This window comes from Aliarcobacter vitoriensis (genome assembly GCF_048320235.1).
Lineage (GTDB): Bacteria > Campylobacterota > Campylobacteria > Campylobacterales > Arcobacteraceae > Aliarcobacter > Aliarcobacter vitoriensis.
This window is the reverse complement of record NZ_CP182882.1, coordinates 1797926-1823272: the sequence shown is the minus strand read 5'-3', so window position 1 is coordinate 1823272 and position 25347 is coordinate 1797926. Positions and strand designations below refer to the sequence as shown.

The window sequence follows — 25347 nt, the reverse complement described above, 5'->3', positions numbered from 1 at the left end:
TTTTTATCCTATTTTATTTTTTGATATGTGTTCACATTTTATATTATTTGATTTTGTTTTATTTTCACAAAACATATTTTGTATTGTACCTACTACAACATCACACTCCATATTTTTTGAAAACCTTTTTAGTTGTCTTGATGGTTCGTGTAAATACTCTATAAGAACCGTTTCACAAAGCTTTCTTATATTATCTTCATATTCTTTGGGGACATAACCTTTTTTTATAGCATTTTTCATCTTTTTATCGATAATATTATGCCCTTTTGTATAGATATTTTTTATAACGGGTTCTATTTCTAAACTTTTTAACCAATCAAAAAATTCCGATGTTGTGCGCCCAACAATAGCATAAGCTTCTTTTGCTTGAGTAGATCTTTGTGTCATATTTTCATTTACAATCTCTTGTAAATCATCAACACTATAAATTTCTAAATCAAACATAGATATGTCTTCATCAATATCTCTAGGAACTGCAATATCAAACCAATATCGTGTGATATCTGAACTTGGAGCATTTTCAGAAGTGATTATTGGATATGGAGCAGAAGTTGCTGTTATCATAACTGGATATGTTTCTAATAAAAACTCTAAATTACTATATGGTTCAACATCAACATTTACTTCAAATATTGAAGCTAAAAGCTGTGCTTTTTTTGTATCTCGACTTACTATTGTTACACTAAAACCAGCTGTTATTAGATGTTTTACTGCAAGTTCACTCATCTCACCCGCACCAATAACTAAAGCTTTTACACCACTTGTATTTCCAACTAATTCTTTTGCTTTTGCAACTGCTGTTGAAGCAACAGATACAGAACCAGTACCTAAACTTGTTGCTGTTCGCACTTGTGCGGCACATTTAAAAGCATAGTGCATAACTCTTGAAATACCTTGTTCACAATAGTGTTTCATTTGAGAAAATCTATAAGCATCTTTTAGCTGCCCAACAATTTGTGTTTCACCAATTACTAAAGAATCCAAAGCTGAAGCAACAGAAAAAAGATGGTGAACTGCTACATCATTATCATAAATATCTGCTCTGTCATATAAAAATTCAAAATCTAATTTTGAATAAAAAGCCAACTTCTCAATAATATTTTTAGCACTTTGTTTGATATTTGTACTCTTTGTAATAATCTCAACTCTATTACAAGTAGAAAGTAAAACTACCTCTTTTGTATTTTCAAACTCTAAAAGTTGTTTTATAAATCTATCTTTATCTTCATCACTATTAAAAGCTAGTTTTTCTCTCATTTGTATATCAATATTTTTATGAGAAAAACTAATTACTAAATAACTCATCAAAATTCTCTTTCTATCATATCACGCATAATTTGAACTAAATCTTCACTATTTTCTTCATCAATTACAGATTTGATAGCTTCATTTCCTATTTGTTTTGCTTCTTTTATTGCATCTTCCAAAGCTTTTGTTTTTATAAATTGTTCTTTTATCCAATTTAATTCATCACTATTTAACTCTTTTTTATACAATGATTTCAAATATTCTTTATCTTCAACTCTTTCATATAAATACAAATATGGAATAGTTACTTTTCCTTCTACAAAATCAAGCATTGCAGGTTTTCCTAAAGTTTTACTATCTTGTGTGATGTCTAAAATATCATCAATCATCTGAAAAGCAAGTCCAAGATTTTTTCCATAAGTAGCATATTTTTCACTGTTAAGTCCTACTAAAAGTGCAGCACTTCTCGCACTTGCTTCTATTAATGAAGCTGTTTTTTTATAAATCATAGTAAGATATTTTGCATAAGAAGTATTAAAAGAGTTTGTTAAATCAACATCCATCATTTCACCAATACTTAATTCAGTTACAGCATTTGACACATGATATGCAATTTGTTTGTCCATTTGAGATAACTCTGTAAAGGCACGCGAGTATAAAATATCTCCAAACATAATAGATGTTTTATTGTCATAAAGTGCATTAATTGAAGGTTTTCCTCTTCTTGTATCAGCTTCATCTATAACATCATCGTGTAACAGTGAAGATGCATGTATCATCTCAACAATAGCACAAAGCTTTATACTATCTTCACTAATTCCAGCTATTTTTAAGATAAGTTTACTTCTTAACATCTTTCCAGTTGCTAACTTTTCAAGTAGTTCTAAAGCTTCTGGATAAGAACAAACTTCTATAAACTTTTTTATTTGATTTTTTACTTCAACTAATACTTCCACTTTTAACTATCCAATCTACTTATAATTTCTCCAGTAAACTCTATATAAAGACCTTTTTTCATACCATTTACTCGTTCTTCATTTTCTAAAATATATTTTTTGATATGTTCATTTATATTAAATTCATCGCCTTTTTCATCAATCTTCATCAATTCTAAAACAGCTAATTTTTCTATAATTTTATCTATTTCATCTTCAACTATATCTTTTGAAGCTTCTCTTGTTACATCAAAAAATTTTGATTTGGGACTTCCCATAAAAATATCATCTTCATCTTCTGTAAACCAATCTTTAAATATTGACATTATTTATCTTCCAATCGTACTCGTACACTTTTTGCGTGAGCAGTTAGCCCTTCTGTATCAGCCAATAAGGCACAAGGTTCACCCAATTTACTTATAGCATTTTTTGAAAAGCTTATTATAGAACTTTTTTTCATAAAATTTTCTACATTCAATGGGCTATAAAATTTAGCTGTTCCGCCAGTTGGCAATGTATGATTTGGACCAGCTATATAATCTCCAATTGGTTCAGGAGTATTTTCACCTAAGAATATTGCTCCAGCATGTTTGATATATGGTAATAATTCAAAAGGATTTTTTGTCATAACTTCTAAGTGTTCAGGAGCTATTTCATTCATAAGTTCTATTGATTCTTCCATATTAGAAGTTACTATTATAACTCCTCTTTCTTCTATTGATTTTCTAGCTATTGCTTCTCGTTCAAGTTTTACTAGATAATTTTCTACTTCTAAACTTGTTTTATTTGCTAAATCTTCATCTGTTGTTATTAAAATAGAACTTGCCATTTCATCGTGTTCTGCTTGAGATAAAAGGTCAATTGCTAAATAGTGTGGTTTTGCACTTTCATCTGCTAAAATCCCTATTTCACTTGGTCCTGCAATCATATCGATATTAACTTCACCAAAAACCAACTTTTTAGCTGTAGCTACAAAGATATTCCCAGGTCCAGTTATAACATCAACTTTTTGTATAGTTTGTGTTCCATAAGCCATAGCAGCAATAGCACTAGCCCCTCCAACTTTATAAACCTTTGAAACTCCACATAAATGACATGCAGCTAAAAGTAGTTCATTAACTTCATTGTTTGGAGTAGGAGTACAAACAACTATCTCTTTTACTCCAGCAACCAATGCAGGAATAGCATTCATAAGAAGTGAACTTGGATATGCAGCTTTTCCACCTGGAATATAAAGCCCTGCTCTATCAACAGGAGTTACTTTTTGTCCTAAAATTGTTCCATTTTCTTCAAAATCAATCCAAGATTTTGGAAGTTGTTTTTCGTGATAAGCTTTAATTCTATCATAAGCAGTATGTAGAGCGTTTCTCAAGTTTTCATCTATATTTTCATAAGCTTTTTTCATATCATTTTGAGAAATCAATAAATCTTCATCACTATTTACAGTCCATTTATCAAATTTTTCAATGTGAGATTTTAAAGCTTCATTTCCACTTTCTACAATTTCATCTATAATATTTGAAACGATTTTTGAAACACCTTTGATATCACTTTTAGCTCTTGCTAAAATTGATTCAAATTCACTTTTAAAATTTGTATCTTTTGTATTAATTATTTTCATTTAATTTTCCTAAAATCTCTTTTACTATTATCTGTAAATCTCTATTTTCAACATCAATCACAATATTCGCAACTTTTTCATACTCAGAACTTCTAGTATTGTAAAGTTTTAATGCCTCTTTTTTATTTTTTAATAATGGTCTTTTTTTTAGTTTATTCTTTGCATTTGGAGCTTTCTTTATTCTTTTTAAAATACCTTCAAATGATGACTTAAGATAGATTACCAAACCTATATTTTGTAAATTTTTTTGTTTGTAAAATCCACCACCAGTTGATATAATAGTATTTTGAACACTACTTTCAAGCCATAAAGCAGTTTTTTTCTCTAAGTTTCTAAAATATGGTTCGCCATCTTGTGAGAAAATCTTTTTTATTCTTCTATTTTCCATACTTTCTATTAAATCATCAGTATCAATCGAATACATATTTGACTCTTTAACTAAAGCTCTTGCAACTGTGCCTTTTCCAACACCCATAAATCCGATAAGTATAATATTATTGTTTTTCATAGTTGAGGATTATATCCAAATATATGTAAAAAATTAACTTTTTTAATTTATAATCCCAAATCTTTTAAACTAGCACCCAAGTGATATATCTCTTTTTATCTAAGATTAAAAATCTATCATAAAAAGAAATTTGTAAGATTTTATTTATACCATTAAGTATGAGTTCCAAAGTATAAAAGGAAAGTATATTTTTTATCGAAATTTTAATCTCAAAATTAAATAAATACTTTGAAACCCATGCTTAAAAGTACAAAGAGAGCGAAAACTCTCTTTATTATACTTTCTTAAAACTCCATTTTCATAGAAAATGCAACAGCTCTAGGATCACCTAATATTGTTTGATTTGTCCAATAAACTTCATCAGTTAGATTTTGCACATTTAGATTAAAAGTAGTTGGATATTTATCTAACTTAGTTTTATATCTAATTCCTGCATCATAGATAGTAGAAGATGGTAATTTTCTAGTATTTGCACTATCAATATATTTTTCACCAGTATAATATGCACCAGCATTTATTGATAAACCATTGATATATGGAATATTATACTCTGCAAATATTTTAGCCATTTTAGTAGCTGTTCCAGTTGGTTTTTTTCCTTCTAAAGACTTATTTGTAGCTTTTTCTACACTTAAATCCATAATAGTTCCACCAGCCATAATTGTAAGATTATCTGTAACTTTTCCAGTGATTCCAAGTTCTATTCCTTGATAAATATTTTCACCATCTTGAGTTCTATTTTTCTTTCCATTTGAAGCTGTTTCATCAAAACTATTTGCTCTTTCTATTCTAAATAAAGCAGTATTGATTAAAACTTTTTCATTTAAAGTATATTTTGCTCCAATTTCATATTGTTTACTTACAAATGGGTCTAGAAATTTACCTGCATCATTATAATCTACAGTATTTGGAACTTGTCCACCATCTTCTAAACTTTCAATATATGTAGCATAAGTTGTTAAGTTTTCAAAAGGTTTATAAATAAGTGATAAAGTAGGAGTTAATTCTGATTTATCATATTTTGTATTTGTAGAATATGTTTTATTTATAAGAGATGCATAATTTACTCCTACTAAAGCACTCCATTGTTCATTAAATACTATATCATCTCCTATTAGGATATTTTTATACTGCGTTTTACTACTTGGTTTTTGTGATTGTGTTCCTATAGTTCCTATACTATCCCAATCAGGCTTTGATAAATTATTAAGTTCATCTAGTGTTATATTGTTAAGAACATGATATGTTCTAAAATTATCATCAGAGAGATATGTTTTACTAGAATTTAAAGAATAACCAGTTGTTAGAGTATGACCAATATTTCCTGTATCAAATTTAGAATCTAAAAATATATTTGCACCGTAATTATCAGCTTTATTCCAAGCATTTTCTATAAAATATGTCTTCCACATACCACCAACAATTGCATTGTTATCATAAGTTATATTTGTATTTGTAGATTTTATTTTTGATTCTTGATAAAAAGCATTTGTTCTAAGAGTAAATATATCATTTATATCCCAGATGATATTATTTTCAACTTTATTTGATTTGGCTTGGTACTCTACCCAATCAGGTGAATAGTTATGATATTTTGTAATTTGATTTCTATTTGTTGCTGTATTGAAATTAGCTTTTACACCCTTATTTAATAAATTCTTATATGAGTATTTTATATCTGTATAAAAATTATCTGTTGGTTTCCAATCAAAAACTAAACTAATTGCTTTTTGTTCACTATCTACTTCAGAAGGTAATTCTCCATCTTGATAAAATCCATTTACTCTATATCCAAAAGTATGATTATCATCAAATTGTCCACTTAAATCTAAGTGAGTATAGTATGATTCATTTCCATAACTTCCAATAGTAATATTTCTTAAATCTTTTGTTGTTGGTTTTTTAGTGATATAGTTTACTGCTCCTCCAACTCTTCCACCACCATATAAAAATCCAGTTGCACCATTTATTATTTCAACTCGTTCTATATCTTGCATCATTGGTGTAGATCCCATTCTATCTGAATAAGGAATACCATTTATAATTGGATTATTTGTCTGAAATCCACGAATAATAACATTTTGAAAATCACCAAGATTATTGGATGTCCTAGAGTTTTCTTGAGTAGTTGGATTCATTTTAAATATTTGATTCATATCTTTTGCTTGTACATTTTCGATTAAGTCTTTTGAGATTATACTCATTGAGTATGGAGTGTCTTGTAGTTTTCTTTCATTCCAAATACCTACTCCCTTTGTTTCTTATACTAAGTATCCACTTTCAGCTGAACCATTTTTATAATTTGTTCCAGAAACAGATATTTCATCTAAAACAGTAGTATTACCAAAGTTTTGATATTTTGGTTTTTCTATTATATATATTACACCATCTTCATGAATAGCTTTTAATTCATTTGGATTTAAAATACTATTTAAACTTTCTAATACCGTACCCCCCCCCGAAACTTAACTTTTCTGAATCTATACTTTTATCTTTCAGGTTATTAGCTTTTGAAATATATGTTACATTATATTTCTTTACTATATTCTCTACTGCTTCTTGCAAACTTATCTCTTTTGCATTTGCAAAAGAACTTCCTAACATCAAAGATGTTACAACTGACATGAAAACTCTTCTTTTCATCTTCTAATCCTTTGTATTAATTTTGAGAATTTGTTTCTCTATATAGTAAGACGATTTAAATGAAAAAAATGGACAATTTTTACAAAAGAATTTTCAAATTTGTTAGCTGGAGTTACTTTATGTAACAAAAATAGATAAAATTAGTTATTTTTATATTTTAATAAATTAAAATTTGTAGATAACATTTTTTAACTTTTCATAGAAAACTTAAACTTATATCTTTCAATCATAGATTTGTTTCCTAAAATTCCACCTTGATGAATATATAAAAATTTATAATCACTTTGATTTTGTAAATTTTTTACATAATTTTCAAAAACTATCCAGCCCAAACTATCATAAAGCAAATCAAACTCTATATTTGTTTGATTCAAAAGTTCTATATGTTTTTTATAAAACTCAACATAAAGTTTTCCAAAGTGATATTTTTTTTCTTTTTTTAAAATTGTTGGAAATTTATCTTTTTCTAAAGCTTTAAATTGTTGTTTCAAATATTCATCATCTCCTACACATGAACTTGTAAGAACTTCAAAAGGCAGATATTTTTGTAAATATAGTGCAGTTGTTCCTGTACCACTTGGTAAAAAAACTTTTAATTTTTCTATATTTTCTTTTTTTGCCCAATCTTTTATCTCATTTGCTAAAATTTCTATTCCAAAACAAGCTTCTTTAACTGCTCCTCCTTCACTTATAAACAACTCTTTTTCTTTAAAAGTTTTAGGAGTTTCTCCAACTATTAAATTCATACCATTTTTAATTGCTTCTTTGTAATTTCCATTTGGATTATCTTTTAAAAATGATGAAAGATGAGAAACATAATAATCAAATTTTATATTTTTTAATTTGCAAAGAACAGATAAAGAATACATAGCATTTGATTGAGCTGAACCGTAAGAGATTATTTTTTCTATACCATTTAAATCATTTTTCAAAAAGTAGTAAAATTTTCTAGCTTTGTTTCCACTAAAATCTTTATGTAATAAATCATCTCTTTTTACAAAATATTTTTGATTATTTAGCAATATTTCATTTACTCTTGAGTTTAAAAAATCCATCAAATTTCCATATCTTATTAATTTTTATATATAATACTACAAAAAATTAAAAAGGCTATTTATGGATATTCTAGGATTTATCGATAAGGGTGGATTTATCGTATATATTTTGATTTTTTTAAATATTATTGGATTTACTATTATTTTTTGGAAATTTTTTACTCTTCCAAGAAAACATCAAATTATTGCAAGAATCAAACAAACAATAAAACCGACTTCATCGGTTACTATGCAAATAGAATATGAAGTTAAGAAACTAGAAACTGGACTTACAATCATCAAAAACATAGCTATTATTTCACCACTTTTAGGACTTTTGGGAACTGTTGTTGGAATATATATATCATTTGAAGATATCACAGCAAAAGGATTGGGAGATCCTACTGTATTTTCTGGAGGAATTGCTGTTGCACTTATCACAACAATTGCTGGAATTATAGTATCAATACCACATCAAATAGCTTATAATCACTTTATTTCTATGATTGACACAATAGAAGTTTTGGCTAAAAAAGAGTTAGTTGGAAAAGAAGACTAATGAAAAGAAGAGAGCCTTTAGGACTTGATTTAACTCCTGTTATTGATGTTGTTTTTATACTATTAATATTTTTTATAGTTACAACTGTTTTTAAAAAAGAAGAATTGGCACTTATGCTTGATTTACCATCTTCAGATGCTCAAACTATTCAAATAAAAGAAGAACAAGTTTTCATAGAATTAAGCGAAAATAAACTAGCTATCAAAGGAATTGAAGTATCTTTTGAATCTTTGGAAGATAACTTAAAAGCTATAAAAAATAAAGAGAATGCTGTAATAGTAAGAATTGATAAAAAAGTGCCTTATGAAAGAGTTGTAAAAGTATTGGATTTACTTCAAAAATATAGTTTAAATAATTTGGCTTTGGTTACTAATGAAGAGAAGAAATAACTAAAATTAGTTATCTCTTTTTTATACAAATCTCTGGGCTTTCTTTACATAAAATATCAAGTTTATCTTTAGTCTTTTTTGCCATTTCTTGGCTAGAAGATTTGACACAAGATGTCCAATACTTATAAGATTTTTCTTTATCTACTTTTGTACCTTCTCCTTTATAGTACATAATCCCTAAATTATAATAATTATGACACGAATCAACTTTTTTATATGTTTCAATAGCTTTTTTATAATCTTGATTTACACCCTCACCAGTATAATACATATCTCCAAGATTTTTAGTACTTTCAATAGATATATCTGATTTTTCATACCAATAAACCGCTTTTGCATAATCTTGTTTAACACCTAAACCTTTTTGATACATTTCACCAATTTTACTTCTAGAATTGCTAATGATATATTTTTCACCAATATATCGATTTGCTATATCTTCAAAAATTTTAAATGCTTTTTCATAATCTTGTTTTACAATTTTTCCTTCAAAATAGACTTCACCCAATAGCTCTTTTGCCTTTAAATATCCACCATCTACTGATTTTTCAAGCCATTTTATAGCTTCATTATTGTCTTGTTTTATACCTTTTCCATCTTTATAAAAAAAATACAACTCATATTGTGCTACAACATTACCTTTATCTGCTTTTTCTTTAACTATCAAATACTCAGTATTATCTGCTTTATCAAACCATTTTGAAGATTCATTTAAATCTTGCTTTACACCTTTTCCATTGTAATAAAAAATTGCTAAGTTTCTTTGAGCTCGAACATCACCCTTATCTGCTAGCTCTTTTAACATTTTAAAAGATTCTTCATAATTTCCAGCATTATACGTTGCTACTGCTGATTGATTCGTCACACAAGAAGTTAATGTTAGTATTAATAACAAACTTAATAATAAATTTCTCATTTTGTTTCCTTGTTTTAATTTTTATATTCTATCAATACAAATTTTAAATTTTGATTCAAAATGAAAAAAGCCCATATAAATATGGGCTTTAAAATTAAGATTTATTAAGGATTAAAAAAATCCTAAAGCTTTAGTATTGTAAGAAGTTAATATATTTTTTGTATGTCTATAATTATTTAACATCATCATATGTGTTTCTCTTCCAATACCTGATTTTTTGTATCCTCCAAATGAGGCATGTGCAGGATATAAGTGATAACAATTTACCCAAATTCTTCCAGCTTGAATAGCTCTTGAAGCTCTATGAACTTGATGTGTATCTCTTGACCAAACTCCAGCACCTAAACCATAAATAGTATCATTTGCTATTTCAATTGCTTCTTTTTCATCTTTAAAAGTAGTTACTGATAAAACTGGTCCAAAAATCTCTTCTTGGAAAATTCTCATCTTGTTATGCCCTTTAAAAATTGTTGGTTGAATATAAAATCCATCTGGATTAATAGTTGAATGATAAATATCTCCACCAACTAAGCATTCAGCACCATCTTCTTTTGCAATTTGTAAATATTTTGCAATTTTCTCTTTTTGATTTAATGAATTTTGTGCACCCATTGTATTTTCTGTATCAAGAGGGTTTCCAACTTTTATAGCTTTTACTCTTTCAATTACTCTTTTCATAAATGGTTCATAAATAGACTCTTGAATCAATGCTCTTGAAGGGCAAGTACAAACTTCTCCACTATTAAATGCAAATAAAACAAGTCCTTCAATTGCTTTGTCAAAGAATTCATCATCTGCTTGCATAATAGATTCAAAGAAAACATTTGGAGATTTTCCACCAAGTTCTAGTGTAGAAGGAATAATATTTTCTGTTGCATATCTCATAATTTCTTGCCCTGTACTAGTTTCACCAGTAAATGCAACTTTTTTAATATCAGGATGTGTTACAAGATATTTTCCTATTTTACCACCAGCTCCATTTATTACATTTATTACACCTTTTGGTAATATATCTTTTATCAAATCCAAGAAAAGTAAAATTGACATAGGTGTTGAACTAGCTGGTTTTAAAATAACACAATTTCCAGCAGCTATTGCAGGAGCTAATTTCCAAGCAGCCATTAAAAGTGGGAAATTCCAAGGAATAATCTGTGCTATAACTCCATAAGGTTCATAAATTTCTTGAGAAATAGTATTTTCATCTATATCAGCAACTGTTCCTGATTCTGCTCTTATAACTGAAGCAAAATATCTAAAATGATCAACAACTAAAGGTATATCAGCATTTAATGTTTCTCTAATAGCCTTTCCGTTATCTAAAGTTTCAGCAACTGCTAAAGATTCAAGATTTGCTTCTACAACATCTGCGATTTTATTTAACAATGCACTTCTTTGTGCAACAGAAAAGTGTCGATACTCTTCAAAACCTTTTTTTGCAGCTTCTATTGCTAAATCTATATCTTTTTCATTTGAACGTGGGATTTTTGTAAGCACTTTTCCATCAACTGGTGAGATATTTTGAAAATACTCTTTGCTATTTGGAGCAATCCACTCTCCACCTATAAAATTCTCATATTGTTCTTTATACTGTGGTCTTTCATAAATCATAACAAACTCCTTTATTAATATTTAATATCAAAATATTAACATTTAAGAGTAGCATTATAGTAACATTTATATAAAGATGATTTTTTTGTAGTTTTTTAAGATTATTTGTTACAATTATACACATTTTTCAATATTCATTCTCAACTTTTTTTATCAAGAATGAATATATTTTGTCTTAGTTTTTATTTAAAGCCAATAAATCACTAAAAGCTGTTTCAAGTCTATCAATCATAGATTCTTGCCCTGCTCTTAGCCATTTTCTTGGGTCATAGTAGTTTTTATTTGGTTTATCATCACCCTCTGGATTACCAATTTGACCTTGTAAATAACCATGGTTTTTAGCTTCATAAGCTCTTACACCATCCCAAAATGCCCATTGTGTATCAGTATCTATATTCATCTTAATAACACCATAAGATATAGCTTCTCTGATTTCTTCAATTAATGAACCACTTCCCCCATGGAATACAAAATCAACAGGTTTAGAAGCAGTTTGATATTTTTCCTGAATAAAATTTTGAGAATTATCCAAAATAACTGGACTTAATACAACATTTCCAGGCTTATAAACCCCATGAACATTTCCAAAACTAGCAGCTATTGTAAAGTTTGGACTAACTTTACTTAAATTTTCATAAGCAAATGCAACTTCACTTGGTTGTGTATAAAGAAGTGAATTATCAACACTACTATTGTCAACACCATCTTCTTCTCCACCAGTAATTCCAAGTTCAATTTCAATCATCATATCAAGATCATTCATTGTCTTGAAATACTCAACACAGATTTCAATATTTTCTTGTAAACTCTCTTCACTTAAATCTAACATATGAGAAGTAAAAAGTGGTCTTCCAGTTTTGTTAAAATGCTCTTTTCCAGCTTCTAAAAGTCCATCTATCCAAGGTAAAAGTTTCTTTGCAGCATGATCAGTGTGCAAAATAACAGGAATCCCATAAGCTTTAGCCATAGTATGAACATGATTTGCTCCACTAATTGCTCCCAAAACAGCTGCATTTGAAGATTTTAAACCTTTTCCAGCATAAAATCCTGCTCCACCATTTGAAAATTGTACAATTATTGGAGATTTCACTTTACTTGCTACTTCTAAAACTGCATTTACAGAGTCTGTTCCTACAACATTCACTGCAGGTATCGCAAAACCTTTCTCTTTTGCATAAGAGAAAAGTTTTTTTGCTTCACTTCCTGTTAAAACTCCAGCATTTACAACATCTAAAACACCCATATTTTTTATCCTTATTTAATTACTATTTTTGCGTCTTTTCTTAAACTTTGCACTAATTCATCAATTTTTTTATTGAATTTTTCAGCAGTTAATATTTGCTCTACATCATTTTTTACTTCATCATAAGTTAAAGATTTTCCTGCAATTTTATCTTTTACAAAAATTACATGGTAACCAAATTGAGTTTTTGTAGGAGTTTTAGAATAAGCACCTTTTGCTAAAGCTTTTACAGCACTTGCAAATTCAGGAACCATCTGTTCAGCAGCAAATCTAGGAATTTGACCCCCATTTACTTTATTTGGATCTTTTGATTTTGATTGTGCTAACTCTTTAAATTTAGCATCTTTGTTTGAAGCTTTTTCAATTTCTTTTATAATATTTTTTGCATCAGTTTCGCTATCAACTAAAATATGACTTGCTTCAAAAGTTTCAGGAATCACAAATCTAGCCTTGTTTTTTTCATAAAAATCTCTTTTTTCTGTATCAGAAAATTTAATTTTTTCTATCTCTTTTGATTGCCAAATTTGAAGAGCTAAACTCTCTTTTATAGAATTAATTTCTTCAACATATTGAGAATCTTTTTCTATTCCATCTTTGATAGCTTTTTTTGCAATTAATTTTCGATTAATTGCCCCCTCTAAAACTTGACTTTTTGCTTCTTGTGGTAGTTGATCAAAATTTACTCTTGGATCTTGTAAAAGCATATCTATGTCTTGTTTTGTTATTTTATCCCCATCAACTGTTGCATAGAAATCTGCTGCACTTAAAGTTGAAACCAAAGCAATTGAAGCTATAAAGCTCGTAACTATTTTTTTCATTTTGTTCCTTACAAATTAATTTGCGGTATTTTATCTTTTCATAGTTAATAAATAGTTTATTTTTTACATTATAAATTAGCTTTTTATATCTTTTTTTACAATTTTTAACATTTAACTTAAAAACTCTTTAAAAAAACATTTTTTTATGATATACTTTCGCAAAAAATTAAGATTAACTTAAATTTAAGGATTTTTATGAGAATTTTGATAATAGAAGATGAAATTACACTAAATAGAACACTACAAGAAGGATTAATAGATTTTGGTTATCAAGTAGATACAGCTGAAAATTATAAAGATGCTGAATATTTTATTGATATTAGAAACTATGATTTAGTTTTAACGGATTGGATGTTACCAGACGGAGATGGAATTGAACTTTGTAAAATAGTAAAAAATAGAAGTTCAAGAACTGCTGTTGTTATTATTTCTGCAAGAGATGACAAAGAAAGCGAAATTGAAGCACTAAAATCTGGAGCTGATGATTTTATAAAAAAACCATTTGATTTTGATATTTTACTAGCTAGAATCGAAGCTAGACTTAGATTTGGTGGAACAAATATAATAGAAATTGATGATTTAGTAATAAATCCAGATGAAGAAAAAATTGAGTATGCAGGAGAAGAGATTGAGCTAAAAGGTAAACCTTTTGAAGTTTTAACTCACTTAGCTAGACATAGAGATCAAATTGTTTCAAAAGAGCAATTACTTGATGCAATTTGGGAAGAGCCAGAACTTGTAACTCCAAATGTTATTGAAGTTGCAATAAATCAGATTAGACAAAAAATGGATAAACCTCTAAATATTTCAACTATTGAAACTATTAGAAGAAGAGGTTATAGATTTTGTTATCCAAATGTAGCATCTGAGGAAAAATAATCTTTCAGTTATGGAAAGTAGGAGTATATATAGACAGTTTTATATAAAACTTATTATTGCTACTTCTCTTTTTATAATTACACTATCTATAATATTTTATGAATATGCAAAAAGTTCTTTTTATGATAATATTCAGGACAATCTTTTAAATCAAGCAAAACAAATTGAAAAAGGTTATATAACAGCTGATAAGTTCCAAAATGTAATCTCACAATTCCAAATTATTGAAATAATATCAAATCAAACTATAAAAAAAGAGATCAGTTTTTCCAAATTTAATAAAGACAATAAATCATATACTAAATTACTATTTCCTATGTATGATAATGCATTCTTACAAATTACTAGAGATATAACTTTAGAGAGAGATTTACTATATTCTATAATATTTAAAAACTTTTTTGCTTTAGCAATTCCTAGTTTTATTTTAATGCTTATTTACTCACTTGTTGTTTCAAAATCTTTACTAAAACCTATAGTTCAAATAAACAAAAAGCTATCAAATATGGATGAAAATTCATTATCTCAAATTGATACAAAAGATTTGCCAATGGAGTTTCTAACTTTAGCAAACTCTATAAACTCTTTAACAAATCGTATTGGAACTTATGTAAAATTTAAAAAAGAACTTTTTATAGGAATTGCTCATGAACTTAAAACTCCATTAGCAGTTATGAAACTAAAGAATGAATTAATGCTGAAAAAGGATAGAACAAAGCAAGAGTATGAAGATGCATTAAAACTAAATATAAAAGAAATAGATAATATGAATATAATGATAAGCTCTATTTTAGATATTGGAAGAACTGAGGGAGCACAGTTTGAACAGGCAAAAAATATTGACTTAGTAAAATATATTCAAAATAAAGTTAATGACTATAAAATGCTATCTTCTAAAAAAGATATAGAAATAAAATTTAGTTCAAATATTTCTCAACTTGATATTATTATTCAAGAAACTCTATTTAATCAAATTTTACAAAATTTTGTACAAAATGCTATAAAATTCACTCCTAATCATAAATTAATAGAAGTAAAAATAAAAAAGCTTGATGAAGAAGTAACAGTATCTGTATTTGATAATGGAATTGGAATCGATGAAAATGTAGATTTATTTGCTCCATTTAAAAAAGTAGGAAAAGAAAATGGTGTAGGTCTTGGCTTATATTTAGCAAAAATTGCTTCTGATGCATTAAATGCACAAATATCTATAAAAAATCGGCAAGATGGTAAAAATGGGTGTGTTGCAAAACTTGTATTAAGCAACAAACCTCAACAAGATTAAATAATTAAAGCTTGGTGTTCTATTTTTGTACACTTATTTTGAACTACATTCAATCCAACATTTTTAGCAATATCCGCAGCTTCATTGTTTGCAAGCCCTAATTGAAACCAAACAGTTTTTATATTTTTTTCATCTTTTATTTTTAAAACTTCTTCTACAACTTTAGCAATCGCATCTGGTTTTCTAAAAATGTCCACTAAATCAATATCAAATGGAATTTCGCTTAAACTTCTATAAACTTTTTCACCTAAAATTGTATCTTCTTTAGGATAAATTGGAACTATTTTAAATCCAGCTTTTTGTAAATATGAAGCAACTCGATACGAAGCTTTTTCAGAATCTGGTGATAATCCAACAATAGCTATCGTTTTTGTTTCATTAAATATCTTTTTTATCTCTTCTTTATTTGAATTAATTGTAGGGAATTCGCACTCCATATACTTCTCCTTAGTCTAGTTTATCTAGCTTGTTTTGAATAAAAGCTTTCACTTCTAACAAATCTATTGTATCAGTAAAATCCTCAAATTTACAACCACTTGCATTTATATGTCCTCCACCATTTGCTAATTTTGAAGCAAGTTGAGAAACATCAAGTTTTCCATCAGCTCTAAATGAACTATTACCTTTTCTATTAATATCTATAAAAAAATCATAATCATAATTTGCTCTTAAAAAACTATTTGCAGGAATTGAAATAGAACCTAAACAATAAGTTAAAAGCCCTTTTTGTCCTTTATAGAAAATAGTTAATTCATCTTTTACATCATCTAAACATTTAACTAAATATTTAGCACTTAAATTATCTAATGTATCATCATCATGTTCTTTTAAAAACTCTTTTTTTAACGAGTGAACAGCATTGTCTAATTTTATATGTCCATCTTCTAAATCTAAATATTTAATAGCATTTTGTAGTAAAAAAAACTTCAGTTCTCTATCAAGATTTGCAAATAATATAGAATTTATCTCTCTTGCTTTTATAACCATAGACATCAGAACTTTACCAAATTCAAAATTCTTTTCTTCATTTTCAAGCCAAATATCAACTGCATTTATAGCATCAACCAATGATTTTAGATATACAATATCTGCATCAAATTTTTCTATCATAAAATCATAGACAATCTTTGTTGCACATCTTTTATCATCTAAAAAATACCAATCATATTTTGCTGCACTTGTCTTTCCTGTGATATGATGATCCAAAAGTTGTAAAGTTATATCAAATCCATCTTCTTTTAGAAGATTTACCTCTTTATCTAATTCATCACTTTCTTGTAGAGTTAAATTTAAATCACTAATAATTAAAAACAATTTTTCATCTTTGTGATTTTTTATATCTAAAATTACTTTCTTTAGAGCAAGTTTTACCTCTACTCCATAGTTTGCATTATAGTAATGAACTTTTTTAAAAAACTCTTTCGTGATTAATTGACAGCCAAACCCATCTAAATCTGTATGTGAAATATGAAATAGTCTCATTGTGCAATATCTTTCAATGTCAATTTATCCAAAAAATCATTTACTTTGAACTGTAAATTATTTAGTAAAGGCCAGATTCCACAAAGTTTTGCTTTATTATTTGGACAACTTTGTATAGAATCAGAACATTCAAAAACCATAGGATTTCGCTCTTCAGCTGCTACAACTATTTCTAAAATAGTTATCTCATCTATTGGTTTTTTAAGGACAAATCCTCCATTTACACCTCTATGAGATATTACCAAATCCTGTTTAGAAAGATTTTGCATAATCTTTGCCAAAAAAGATTTTGAAATATCTAGCTCTTTTGATAAAACATCTACATTTACAGGAGTATTACTTTTTGAAATTGATATTAGTGATAATAGAGCATATTCACTTTTTTTTGTTAATAACATATTATATTTTTCCAATTTTCATTATTTTGCTACATTTTACAGAAACTATGATTAATATTCGTTAGTAGATATAAAAAAAGGGCTGTAACAAAAGTTACAACCCTTTTTCTAAGTTAGTATAAATAAAAAGAATTATTTTGCTCTAATTCCTAAAGAAGCAACTAATTCAACAAATTTTGCATAATCAGTTCTTCTTAAATATGCTAAAAGTTTTTTTCTTTTACCAACCATTTTTAAAAGACCTAATCTTGAAGAGTGATCTTTTTTAAACACTTTTAAATGCTCTGTTAAAATTTTAATTTGCTCTGTTAATAATGCTATTTGAACTTCAGCTGAACCTGTGTCACCTTCTTTTCTTGCATATTTTGAGATAATACTTACTTTTACTTCCTGATCTAAAGCCATTTTGACCTCCTAATAGGTATATGTTTAAATTTATTTCTAGTGAAATAGGTGCGAATTTTATTAAAAAATTGCTTTATTCTTACTTATATTATCCACCTGTTTGATAAAATGCCCTTGTTGAAATTTCATTATCAGATTTTGAGCTCCACTTATTTTTCTCTGGTTTATTTTCTAAAACCTTTTTCAAAATATTTACTGCTTCATCAATTCTATTATTTCGTACTGCATCTTTTATGCTCATAGCATCTTCAAAATACAAACAGGGAATTAAAAAACCTTCAGCTGTTAATCTTATTCTATTACATGAAGAGCAAAAATCATCTTTGTGTGGTTCTATTATTCCAAATTCATATCCATCTTCAAATCTATAATATTGTGCAGGAGAACTTGTGTCTCTTAGTACTTTTACAAAATTTGGATATTTTTTTGAAATAACTTTTAAGATCTCATCTGAATTTAAACCTTTCGCACCAGCTTTTGCATGATTATTTTCCATAAATTCTATAAATCTTATTACATAACCCTTACTCTTACAAAACTCTAAAACTTCAACTATATCAATATCATTTATCCCTTTTATAGGAACACAATTTATTTTAACTTTTAAACCTACCTTTGAAGCTTCTTCAATTCCTTCAAGAACTTTATCTAAAACATCTTTTTGAGCTATTTGCTTTGCTCTATCTTTGTTTAAAGTATCTAAAGATATATTTATTCTTTTAAGTCCTGCTTCTTTTAATTTTTTTGCAATAGAAGATAACAAAAATCCATTTGTAGTCAAAGCCAAATCTATATCATTTTTATAATCAAATACCATCTTTATAAATTTATCTAAATCTTCTCTTAAAAGTGGTTCTCCACCTGTAATTCTAACTTTTTTTATACCCTCATCAATAGACACTTTTATAAATTTAAACAAATCTTCATAAGATAACAAATTCTCTTTTGGAACCCAAGAAAAAGGTTTTTCTGGCATACAATATTGACATCTAAAATTACATCTTTCAGTTACAGAAACTCGTAAATAATCAACTTTTCTACCAAATCCATCTATTAACATATTATAAACCTTTTTAATTCAATCTTTGCCAAGCTTCATCTAAAGAACTTACTCTTTTTGAGAACAACAAATATAATGCAATATTAAATTTAGCAAGTTTCAAGATATTTTCATCTGGTTGTTTTACAATATTTAAACACTCTTGTAAACTAATATTCTCATACTCTTTTTTATAATCTATTCCAAAATCTTTTAAACTAAAGCTAAACTCTTTTATTTCATCATCAACTTTTTGCCAATATTTAGAGTCTTTAAAAACTTCAACATCGCCCTCAACTCCTCTAATTACTGTAATATCTTTATATCTATCTTTAAAAATATCAAGATATTTAGCAACATAAGGTTTATGAACAACTCCCGTGATTGCATATTCACTTAAAGACGGGTTTAAAAGTTTTTCAACTGTGTTAAAAGCTGTTCTCATAACTAACTCTTTTCTTAATTTTGTCAAATTACTAAGTTCTCTTAAGTATTCTATCCTATCAAAATAGTGTACAAATTGACCCTTGTCAATATTAGTAAAAATATCTTTTGTTGTAACACCATCTTTTGCTGGTTGCAAAAAATCTCCACTAATCACAAGATTTAATCTTCTTATATCACTATTTTTTTTATAAAAATCACTTAAGATGTTTTCAAAAAATGGAAATAAATATGGATTATTTGTTCTTCCATTGAAGTTATATCCCAAAACCATAGAGTCTTTTATCTCTTTTTTATGTATAAAACTATCAAGAGTATTTATACAGCCTTTTAATTCTTCATTTGTTTCAAGTCTCGTTCTCCAAGCTATCAAAAAAGCACCAATTTGAGCATCACTTAAATCTCTATTCAAAATCATTTCAATAACTCTTTGTGTTTCTTCAAGAGTTAAATCTTTATTTCCTTTTGGTCCAGTTCCAACTGCTTTTATAAATTTTTTAAATTCCATTATATATCCCATTTTATAGCGTTTTAATTAATATTTTTACAAGGATAATATATACTTACTTAAACAAAACTATTCTTAAGGTTATTTATGGGTTTATTACAAGATATTCAGGCACTAGACTTTTTTAAAAACTTAAATAACGACGAATTAGAAATATTAAGCTCTTTTTCTTCTATTAAACACTATGAGAAAGATTCTATTTTGTATTATGAAAGTGAATCACAAAAAAATATTCTATTTTTAATCAAAGGTTTAATAAAAATTTATAAATATGATAAATTTGATAATGAGATATTTTTATATCATATTTATGAGAATTCTATGATTAGTGAGATTAGTTCACTTATTGCAGATGAAATTTATTGCTTTTCAAATGCTTCATTTATCGAAGATTCTACAATTTTATCTATAAATTTTGAAAAACTTCAAGAAAATTTTTTATCAAAAAATATATTAATAAAAGAACTTATGGAAAGTTTACTTAGAAAGACTCATCAACTTCAATGTATTGTAAATCGTGAATTAGTTTTTGATGCAACAGCAAAAGTTGCTTTTATGTTATCAAATGATTTAAAAATGTTTAATAATATTAAAAGACAAGATGTATCATTTATGCTACATATTCAACCTGAAACTCTATCAAGAGTTCTAAAGAAGTTATCAAGAGATGGAATTATAGATATTGAAAATAATAAAATATCTATCAAAAACGAAGGAGTTTTAAACTCAATTTTTAGAGGTGTTGGTATATGAAAAAAAATAAAATAAGTACAAATATAAAAATTATTGGAACGTTATTTGCTATTTTGATGTTAAGTATAGTTGCTATAACTTTTTATCTAAATAATAAAAATGAGAAAGATGCACTTATTATAAATATTGCTGGAAAACAAAGAATGCTTACACAAAATATATCAAAAAATATATTTTATTTATCACAATTTAAAAATAATTCTCTCGATGAATTAGATAGTTCAACAGCAGAATTTATTTATAATCTTAAAACTTTAAAAGATGGAAATAATCTTTCAAAAATAAAAGAAGCTCCAACTTCTCAAATTGCAAATCAGCTTATGAAAGTAGAAATTTTATGGAGTAGTTTCTATCAAAATATTGTACACTTCAAAGAGTTGTTAAATAAAGATAATTCACAAAATGAAATTCAAACTATTTTAAAATCTATTCATTCTTCAAACACTATTTTACTAAATGAAGTTGATACTTTAGTATCTTTATACACAGTTTATAGTGAATCAAAAATAGCAACAATAAGATATTTACAGTATTTATTTGCAATTTTGATTTTAGTATTAATACTTTATAGTTTTTTAAAATTAAAAGCTATGGAAGCAAATGCGATAAGATTTTTAGAAGAATCAAAAAAAGTTATGGAACAAAACCTACAAGCTCCATTAACACCTATAAAAATTGAGGCTGAAGGAGAAATTGTTGAAGCTACAAATACATTAAATAAATTTATACAAAAGATAAACTTGGTTATGGATGATTCAGCAAATGCTATGATACAATCTAAAAATGCTTCATTAAAACTTGATGAACTAACAAATGAATTTAATGATATTATAGAAAATCTTACGAACTCTTCTGAAATTTCAAAACATCTAAATAGGAGTGAAGATATAGTAATTCAATCTCAAGAAGATTTAATGAACTCAAATAAAAGATTACTTGAACTTAAAAATGAGTTAGACAAAATTTTAGAATCATTTAATAAAAAAGATTAAATTTTTATCAAATACTCTTATTTTTACAATAATATCCTACTCCTTGCATATTTTTTAAAAAATTATCAGGGAGTTTTTTTCGTAAATTTTTGATAAAAAGCCTCATTGCATTTGGTGTCAAAACTGTGTCTTCACAAATAGCATTTTCAAGTTCTTCATAAGTTATAATTCTATTTTTAGTAATTAAAAGCTTTAAAAAGATTGCTTCTTTTTTTGTCAATATAGCTTCAAATTCACCATTTGAAACTAAAGATTTCCTAGAATCAAATACCCAAGATTCATCTAAAACATAGATTTTATTCTCATCATAAGAATTTACAAAAGATTCTAAAGCATCCATTAATTTTTCATTTGTAATAGGTTTTACTATATATTTCACCAAATATAATTCTGTCGCTTTTAATAAATAATCCAAATCAGTGTAAGCTGAAGTTATAATAACTCTTGTTTTTAAATCAGTTTGTCTTATATTCTTTATAAAATCTATTCCCGTTTCATTTCCCATTCTTATATCTGTTATTATCAAATCAGGTTTATGTTGAAAATATAAAGAGTTAGCATCTGTAACATTTGAAGCACTATAAACTTCTTTAAATAGATGGCTTAATATCTCTTCAATATTATTTCTTATTCCATCTTCATCTTCAACATACAAAACAGTAAAGGCATTTAGCTTATTTAAGAAATTATTTTTCATTCTTTAAAAACCCATATTATAAAAGATATGTTATCATAACAAAACATTGCTAATTAAGGGGTTATTTTGAAATATTCAATTGAAAAAAATTTATCTAAAATAATTATTTCTACATCTATTATAATAATGTCTGCTATGATATTTGCGATATCTTACTTTTATGTACAAAATACTTATGAGGATTTTGAAGAAGATATGCAAAGATTTGTAAAAGAGTATTATGATGAAGAAGCAAAGGGACTAAAAAAAGAGGTGAATACAGTAATAGATATATTAAATTATAATATTGCAACATCAGATTTAAGTGATGAAGAATTAAAGCAAAATGCTATACAACTTTTAAATAATATAAATTTTGAAATCAATAAAAGTAACTATTTTTTTGTATATGACATAGAAAATATGAGTGGTGGAGATGATTTTGCTACAATGATTGTTAATCCAAATAGAACAGATTTAGTAGGAACTAAAATCTCTACAAATTATGAAGATGCTGATGGTAAAAAGTTTCGTGAAGAGTTTATGCAAAATATAAAACAAAATAAAGAGTCTTATTCAAAATACTCTTATAAAAAGCCACATACAAGTGAATTACAATATAAGCTATCATATTTTAAATATTTTGATAGATTTAATTGGGTAATTGCTTTAGGTGTATATACAGATGATATAGAAAGTAAAATTGCACTCAAAAAAGTTGCTTTAGAAAATAAAATAAAAAAACAGATAAATCAAAATATTGTTCTTTTTTTAATGTTTTTAACAGTTGCGATAATAGTATTATTTACTATTTCATATAAAATTGATGATATTTTAAAAAAATATGAAGAAAAAGTAAGAAACTATGCAAATGATTTAGAAATGCTAAATGCAAGTTTAGAAGAAAAAATAAAAACACAAATTGAAGAAAATAGAGAAAATGAACAAATTTTAATACAAAAATCAAGATTTATAGCATTAGGAGAAATGATTTCAAATATTGCCCATCAATGGAGACAACCACTATCTGAGCTATCTTCTATTTTAATGTTTATAAAATTCAAATATGATTTAAATGCTTTAGACAGTCAAACTATGGATAAAAAATCAAATGAAGCAACTAAAGTTTTAGAGTATATGTCACAAACGATTGATGATTTTAGGAACTTCTTTTTACCTAAAAAAGATAAAGAAGAGTTTTATTTATACAAAGCTATAAATAGTGTTATGAGTATTGTTGCAAGTGGATTAAGTAGTAGTAATATTGTTGTTGAAATAGATATAGACAAAGATATAAAATTAAAAACATTTTTAAATGAATATCAACAGGTTGTTTTAAATATTTTGAAAAATGCACAGGATATACTAGAAGAAAAATCTATAGAAAGTCCTCTAATCAAAATATATTCAAAAGCTAATGAACATCACACTATTTTATTTATTGAAGACAATGGTGGAGGGATTATAACAGAACCAAAAAGTAAAATTTTTGAACCATATTTTACAACAAAAGATAAAAGTAATGGTACTGGAATTGGACTTTATATGTCTAAAATTATTGTCGAAAGAAATATGAAGGGAAAATTAAAAGTAGATAATATAAATATAGGTGCTAGATTTGCTATTTATATTCCAAAATAAAAAAGCAAGAGTTAAAACTCTTACTTTTTGAACAATTTTTTAATATCCAAACATTAAATTTGGAAGCCATAAAGATATAGCTGGTATATATGTAACTAAAATAAGTCCTAATAATAAAACTAAAGTCATAGGAATAGAGGCTTTCGTAACTGTTCCCATACTAAGTCCTGTAATACCACTACCAACAAGGATGTTAAGACCTACTGGTGGGGTAATCATACCTATTTCCATATTTACAACCATAATAACTCCAAGGTGAATTGGATCAATTCCAAGAGCTACTCCTATTGGAAGTAAAAGTGGTACTGTAATCATAACAACAGAACTAGGTTCCATAAATTGTCCCATTACTAAAAGTAAAATATTTACTATAATTAAGAACATTAATGGTGTAACATTTGCATCTAATATCATTTGAGTAATTGTTTGTGGAATTTGCTCATCTGTTAAGAAGTGTGCAAAAATCATAGCATTTGCAATAATGAAGAAAATCATTGAACTTGTTTGTGCTGAATCTAATACAATTTTATATAAATCTCTTATCTTTAAATCTTTATAAACAAAGAAAGATATAAATAATGCATAAACAACACTCACTGCACCTGCTTCTGTTGGTGTGAATATACCACCATATATTCCTCCAATAACCACAATAATGATTAATAAAGCCCAAACAGATTCCTTAAATGTTCTAAACATTTCAGAAAAAGGTGCTCTTTTACTTCCCTTATATCCACTTCTTACAGCTAAAATATAAGTAGCTATCATCATCATAGCACCAAGCATTAATCCAGGAACAACTCCAGCCATAAAAAGTTTTGCAATTGATTGTTCTGCACTTACCCCATATACGATAAATACAATAGATGGTGGGATAAGAATACCTAATGTTCCAGCAGTTGTGATTGTACCAATAGCAAATTGGTTATTATATCCAGCTTGTTTAATAGCACCATACATAACAGACCCAATAGCAGCAACAGTTGCAGGAGAACTACCACTAATAGCTGCAAAAATAACTGAAGCCAAAATAGCAGCAATTGGAAGACCACCAGGTAAGTGTCCTACAACACTTTTAGCAAAATTAACAATTCTAGTTGCTGCACTTCCACGTGCTAGAAGTGAACCAGCTAAAACGAACATTGGAATTGCCATAAGTGTATATTTATTTAAACCATCAAAAATATGAGATGCAACTCCCATTAAATCATTATCTGTAAATAAAAATGCTGAAGCTAAAGTACTAATTCCAAGAGATACAGCAACTGGAACTCCCACTAGCATTAAACCAAAAAGCAAACTAAAAAGTGTAACTATAACCAT

Annotated in this window: 27 protein-coding genes; 7 read left to right on the top strand and 20 right to left on the bottom strand. The window is 27.0% G+C overall.

The window, feature by feature from the left end; translation table 11 throughout:
• Window positions 1-3: 3 nt before the first annotated feature.
• The 8 genes from hemA to ACNSOS_RS09030 form a co-directional block, all read right to left on the bottom strand.
• Entirely contained in the window at window positions 4-1305 is a 1302-nt protein-coding gene (hemA, locus tag ACNSOS_RS09065) for a glutamyl-tRNA reductase (RefSeq protein WP_418185035.1), read from the bottom strand.
• On the bottom strand, window positions 1305-2204 hold the full coding sequence (locus tag ACNSOS_RS09060; RefSeq protein ID WP_418185034.1) for a polyprenyl synthetase family protein: 900 nt from the start codon (window positions 2202-2204) through the stop codon (window positions 1305-1307). The genes hemA and ACNSOS_RS09060 overlap by 1 nt, the downstream gene beginning before the upstream one ends.
• 2 nt (window positions 2205-2206) lie before the next feature.
• Complete coding sequence (locus tag ACNSOS_RS09055; protein WP_113895148.1) at window positions 2207-2509, bottom strand: DUF2018 family protein; 303 nt, start codon at window positions 2507-2509, stop codon at window positions 2207-2209.
• Window positions 2509-3804 carry a histidinol dehydrogenase gene (gene hisD, locus ACNSOS_RS09050; protein ID WP_418185033.1) on the bottom strand — a complete coding sequence of 432 codons (1296 nt, stop codon included), beginning with the start codon at window positions 3802-3804 and terminating at the stop codon, window positions 2509-2511. The genes ACNSOS_RS09055 and hisD overlap by 1 nt, the downstream gene beginning before the upstream one ends.
• Window positions 3791-4312, bottom strand: a complete 522-nt coding sequence (locus ACNSOS_RS09045; protein ID WP_418185032.1) for a shikimate kinase — start codon at window positions 4310-4312, stop codon at window positions 3791-3793. Before ACNSOS_RS09045 ends, hisD begins: the two co-directional genes overlap by 14 nt.
• Window positions 4313-4596: 284 nt before the next feature.
• Window positions 4597-6516: a TonB-dependent siderophore receptor gene (locus tag ACNSOS_RS09040; RefSeq protein ID WP_418185031.1), complete on the bottom strand. Its 1920-nt coding sequence runs from the start codon at window positions 6514-6516 to the stop codon at window positions 4597-4599.
• Between the two features lie 223 nt (window positions 6517-6739).
• A complete protein-coding gene (locus tag ACNSOS_RS09035; protein ID WP_418185030.1) occupies window positions 6740-6955 on the bottom strand; it encodes a hypothetical protein in 216 nt (71 codons plus the stop codon).
• A 188-nt stretch (window positions 6956-7143) separates the two neighbouring features.
• Entirely contained in the window at window positions 7144-8010 is an 867-nt protein-coding gene (locus tag ACNSOS_RS09030) for a 1-aminocyclopropane-1-carboxylate deaminase (RefSeq protein WP_418185029.1), read from the bottom strand.
• A gap of 61 nt (window positions 8011-8071) precedes the next feature.
• Here ACNSOS_RS09030 and ACNSOS_RS09025 point away from each other — a divergent pair, with 61 nt between their 5' ends.
• On the top strand, window positions 8072-8548 hold the full coding sequence (locus ACNSOS_RS09025; protein WP_113894342.1) for a MotA/TolQ/ExbB proton channel family protein: 477 nt from the start codon (window positions 8072-8074) through the stop codon (window positions 8546-8548).
• Entirely contained in the window at window positions 8548-8937 is a 390-nt protein-coding gene (locus ACNSOS_RS09020) for an ExbD/TolR family protein (RefSeq protein WP_113894341.1), read from the top strand. Before ACNSOS_RS09025 ends, ACNSOS_RS09020 begins: the two co-directional genes overlap by 1 nt.
• 10 nt (window positions 8938-8947) lie before the next feature.
• Here ACNSOS_RS09020 and ACNSOS_RS09015 read toward each other — a convergent pair whose 3' ends face one another.
• The 4 genes from ACNSOS_RS09015 to ACNSOS_RS09000 form a co-directional block, all read right to left on the bottom strand.
• Entirely contained in the window at window positions 8948-9853 is a 906-nt protein-coding gene (locus tag ACNSOS_RS09015) for an SEL1-like repeat protein (RefSeq protein ID WP_418185028.1), read from the bottom strand.
• Between the two features lie 111 nt (window positions 9854-9964).
• Window positions 9965-11461, bottom strand: a complete 1497-nt coding sequence (locus ACNSOS_RS09010) for an aldehyde dehydrogenase family protein (protein WP_113908660.1) — start codon at window positions 11459-11461, stop codon at window positions 9965-9967.
• Window positions 11462-11636: 175 nt separating this feature from the next.
• Window positions 11637-12704, bottom strand: coding sequence for a class II fructose-bisphosphate aldolase (gene fbaA, locus ACNSOS_RS09005; protein WP_418185027.1), 1068 nt, complete (start codon window positions 12702-12704; stop codon window positions 11637-11639).
• A gap of 11 nt (window positions 12705-12715) precedes the next feature.
• Window positions 12716-13522 (bottom strand): peptidylprolyl isomerase, encoded by an 807-nt coding sequence (locus tag ACNSOS_RS09000; RefSeq protein ID WP_113894338.1) that lies wholly within the window; start codon window positions 13520-13522, stop codon window positions 12716-12718.
• A gap of 195 nt (window positions 13523-13717) precedes the next feature.
• Here ACNSOS_RS09000 and hsrA point away from each other — a divergent pair, with 195 nt between their 5' ends.
• Window positions 13718-14401 (top strand): homeostatic response regulator transcription factor HsrA, encoded by a 684-nt coding sequence (gene hsrA, locus ACNSOS_RS08995; protein WP_026803215.1) that lies wholly within the window; start codon window positions 13718-13720, stop codon window positions 14399-14401.
• Window positions 14402-14411: 10 nt separating this feature from the next.
• The gene (locus ACNSOS_RS08990; protein WP_113894336.1) at window positions 14412-15686 is read left to right on the top strand and encodes a sensor histidine kinase; all 1275 of its coding nucleotides are present in this window, start codon (window positions 14412-14414) and stop codon (window positions 15684-15686) included.
• Here ACNSOS_RS08990 and ACNSOS_RS08985 read toward each other — a convergent pair.
• The 6 genes from ACNSOS_RS08985 to ACNSOS_RS08960 form a co-directional block, all read right to left on the bottom strand.
• Entirely contained in the window at window positions 15683-16123 is a 441-nt protein-coding gene (locus ACNSOS_RS08985; RefSeq protein ID WP_418185026.1) for a CoA-binding protein, read from the bottom strand. The genes ACNSOS_RS08990 and ACNSOS_RS08985 overlap by 4 nt on opposite strands.
• Window positions 16124-16133: 10 nt before the next feature.
• Window positions 16134-17168: a DHH family phosphoesterase gene (locus tag ACNSOS_RS08980; protein WP_418185025.1), complete on the bottom strand. Its 1035-nt coding sequence runs from the start codon at window positions 17166-17168 to the stop codon at window positions 16134-16136.
• Window positions 17165-17566, bottom strand: a complete 402-nt coding sequence (locus ACNSOS_RS08975) for an RrF2 family transcriptional regulator (protein WP_113894333.1) — start codon at window positions 17564-17566, stop codon at window positions 17165-17167. Before ACNSOS_RS08975 ends, ACNSOS_RS08980 begins: the two co-directional genes overlap by 4 nt.
• A 132-nt stretch (window positions 17567-17698) precedes the next feature.
• Entirely contained in the window at window positions 17699-17971 is a 273-nt protein-coding gene (gene rpsO, locus ACNSOS_RS08970) for a 30S ribosomal protein S15 (protein WP_113894332.1), read from the bottom strand.
• Between the two features lie 88 nt (window positions 17972-18059).
• Window positions 18060-19031, bottom strand: coding sequence for a GTP 3',8-cyclase MoaA (moaA, locus tag ACNSOS_RS08965; protein WP_418185024.1), 972 nt, complete (start codon window positions 19029-19031; stop codon window positions 18060-18062).
• 13 nt (window positions 19032-19044) lie between these two features.
• Window positions 19045-19962, bottom strand: a complete 918-nt coding sequence (locus tag ACNSOS_RS08960; RefSeq protein WP_418185023.1) for a glycosyl transferase — start codon at window positions 19960-19962, stop codon at window positions 19045-19047.
• An 87-nt stretch (window positions 19963-20049) separates the two neighbouring features.
• On the opposite strand from ACNSOS_RS08960, the gene ACNSOS_RS08955 reads away from it, so the two are divergent.
• Together ACNSOS_RS08955 and ACNSOS_RS08950 are read left to right on the top strand one after the other, a co-directional pair.
• Entirely contained in the window at window positions 20050-20715 is a 666-nt protein-coding gene (locus tag ACNSOS_RS08955) for a Crp/Fnr family transcriptional regulator (RefSeq protein WP_113894329.1), read from the top strand.
• Window positions 20712-21707 carry a type IV pili methyl-accepting chemotaxis transducer N-terminal domain-containing protein gene (locus tag ACNSOS_RS08950; RefSeq protein WP_113894328.1) on the top strand — a complete coding sequence of 332 codons (996 nt, stop codon included), beginning with the start codon at window positions 20712-20714 and terminating at the stop codon, window positions 21705-21707. The genes ACNSOS_RS08955 and ACNSOS_RS08950 overlap by 4 nt, the downstream gene beginning before the upstream one ends.
• Before the next feature lie 7 nt (window positions 21708-21714).
• On the opposite strand, the gene ACNSOS_RS08945 is transcribed toward ACNSOS_RS08950, so the two are convergent.
• Window positions 21715-22404, bottom strand: a complete 690-nt coding sequence (locus ACNSOS_RS08945; RefSeq protein WP_418185022.1) for a response regulator transcription factor — start codon at window positions 22402-22404, stop codon at window positions 21715-21717.
• 66 nt (window positions 22405-22470) lie between these two features.
• On the opposite strand from ACNSOS_RS08945, the gene ACNSOS_RS08940 reads away from it, so the two are divergent.
• Complete coding sequence (locus ACNSOS_RS08940; RefSeq protein ID WP_418185021.1) at window positions 22471-24024, top strand: cache domain-containing protein; 1554 nt, start codon at window positions 22471-22473, stop codon at window positions 24022-24024.
• A 39-nt stretch (window positions 24025-24063) separates the two neighbouring features.
• Here ACNSOS_RS08940 and ACNSOS_RS08935 read toward each other — a convergent pair whose 3' ends face one another.
• The gene (locus ACNSOS_RS08935; RefSeq protein ID WP_113894325.1) at window positions 24064-25347 is read right to left on the bottom strand and encodes a TRAP transporter large permease; all 1284 of its coding nucleotides are present in this window, start codon (window positions 25345-25347) and stop codon (window positions 24064-24066) included.

Coding starts and splice junctions, on each gene's coding strand:
- hemA (WP_418185035.1), bottom strand. CDS start 1,305: ATGAGTTATTTAGTAATTAGTTTTTCTCATAAAAATATTGATATACAA.
- ACNSOS_RS09055 (WP_113895148.1), bottom strand. CDS start 2,509: ATGTCAATATTTAAAGATTGGTTTACAGAAGATGAAGATGATATTTTT.
- hisD (WP_418185033.1), bottom strand. CDS start 3,804: ATGAAAATAATTAATACAAAAGATACAAATTTTAAAAGTGAATTTGAA.
- ACNSOS_RS09045 (WP_418185032.1), bottom strand. CDS start 4,312: ATGAAAAACAATAATATTATACTTATCGGATTTATGGGTGTTGGAAAA.
- ACNSOS_RS09040 (WP_418185031.1), bottom strand. CDS start 6,516: ATGAGTATAATCTCAAAAGACTTAATCGAAAATGTACAAGCAAAAGAT.
- ACNSOS_RS09035 (WP_418185030.1), bottom strand. CDS start 6,955: ATGAAAAGAAGAGTTTTCATGTCAGTTGTAACATCTTTGATGTTAGGA.
- ACNSOS_RS09030 (WP_418185029.1), bottom strand. CDS start 8,010: ATGGATTTTTTAAACTCAAGAGTAAATGAAATATTGCTAAATAATCAA.
- ACNSOS_RS09025 (WP_113894342.1), top strand. CDS start 8,072: ATGGATATTCTAGGATTTATCGATAAGGGTGGATTTATCGTATATATT.
- ACNSOS_RS09020 (WP_113894341.1), top strand. CDS start 8,548: ATGAAAAGAAGAGAGCCTTTAGGACTTGATTTAACTCCTGTTATTGAT.
- ACNSOS_RS09015 (WP_418185028.1), bottom strand. CDS start 9,853: ATGAGAAATTTATTATTAAGTTTGTTATTAATACTAACATTAACTTCT.
- ACNSOS_RS09010 (WP_113908660.1), bottom strand. CDS start 11,461: ATGATTTATGAAAGACCACAGTATAAAGAACAATATGAGAATTTTATA.
- fbaA (WP_418185027.1), bottom strand. CDS start 12,704: ATGGGTGTTTTAGATGTTGTAAATGCTGGAGTTTTAACAGGAAGTGAA.
- ACNSOS_RS09000 (WP_113894338.1), bottom strand. CDS start 13,522: ATGAAAAAAATAGTTACGAGCTTTATAGCTTCAATTGCTTTGGTTTCA.
- hsrA (WP_026803215.1), top strand. CDS start 13,718: ATGAGAATTTTGATAATAGAAGATGAAATTACACTAAATAGAACACTA.
- ACNSOS_RS08990 (WP_113894336.1), top strand. CDS start 14,412: ATGGAAAGTAGGAGTATATATAGACAGTTTTATATAAAACTTATTATT.
- ACNSOS_RS08985 (WP_418185026.1), bottom strand. CDS start 16,123: ATGGAGTGCGAATTCCCTACAATTAATTCAAATAAAGAAGAGATAAAA.
- ACNSOS_RS08980 (WP_418185025.1), bottom strand. CDS start 17,168: ATGAGACTATTTCATATTTCACATACAGATTTAGATGGGTTTGGCTGT.
- ACNSOS_RS08975 (WP_113894333.1), bottom strand. CDS start 17,566: ATGTTATTAACAAAAAAAAGTGAATATGCTCTATTATCACTAATATCA.
- rpsO (WP_113894332.1), bottom strand. CDS start 17,971: ATGGCTTTAGATCAGGAAGTAAAAGTAAGTATTATCTCAAAATATGCA.
- moaA (WP_418185024.1), bottom strand. CDS start 19,031: ATGTTAATAGATGGATTTGGTAGAAAAGTTGATTATTTACGAGTTTCT.
- ACNSOS_RS08960 (WP_418185023.1), bottom strand. CDS start 19,962: ATGGAATTTAAAAAATTTATAAAAGCAGTTGGAACTGGACCAAAAGGA.
- ACNSOS_RS08955 (WP_113894329.1), top strand. CDS start 20,050: ATGGGTTTATTACAAGATATTCAGGCACTAGACTTTTTTAAAAACTTA.
- ACNSOS_RS08950 (WP_113894328.1), top strand. CDS start 20,712: ATGAAAAAAAATAAAATAAGTACAAATATAAAAATTATTGGAACGTTA.
- ACNSOS_RS08945 (WP_418185022.1), bottom strand. CDS start 22,404: ATGAAAAATAATTTCTTAAATAAGCTAAATGCCTTTACTGTTTTGTAT.
- ACNSOS_RS08935 (WP_113894325.1), bottom strand. CDS start 25,347: ATGGTTATAGTTACACTTTTTAGTTTGCTTTTTGGTTTAATGCTAGTG.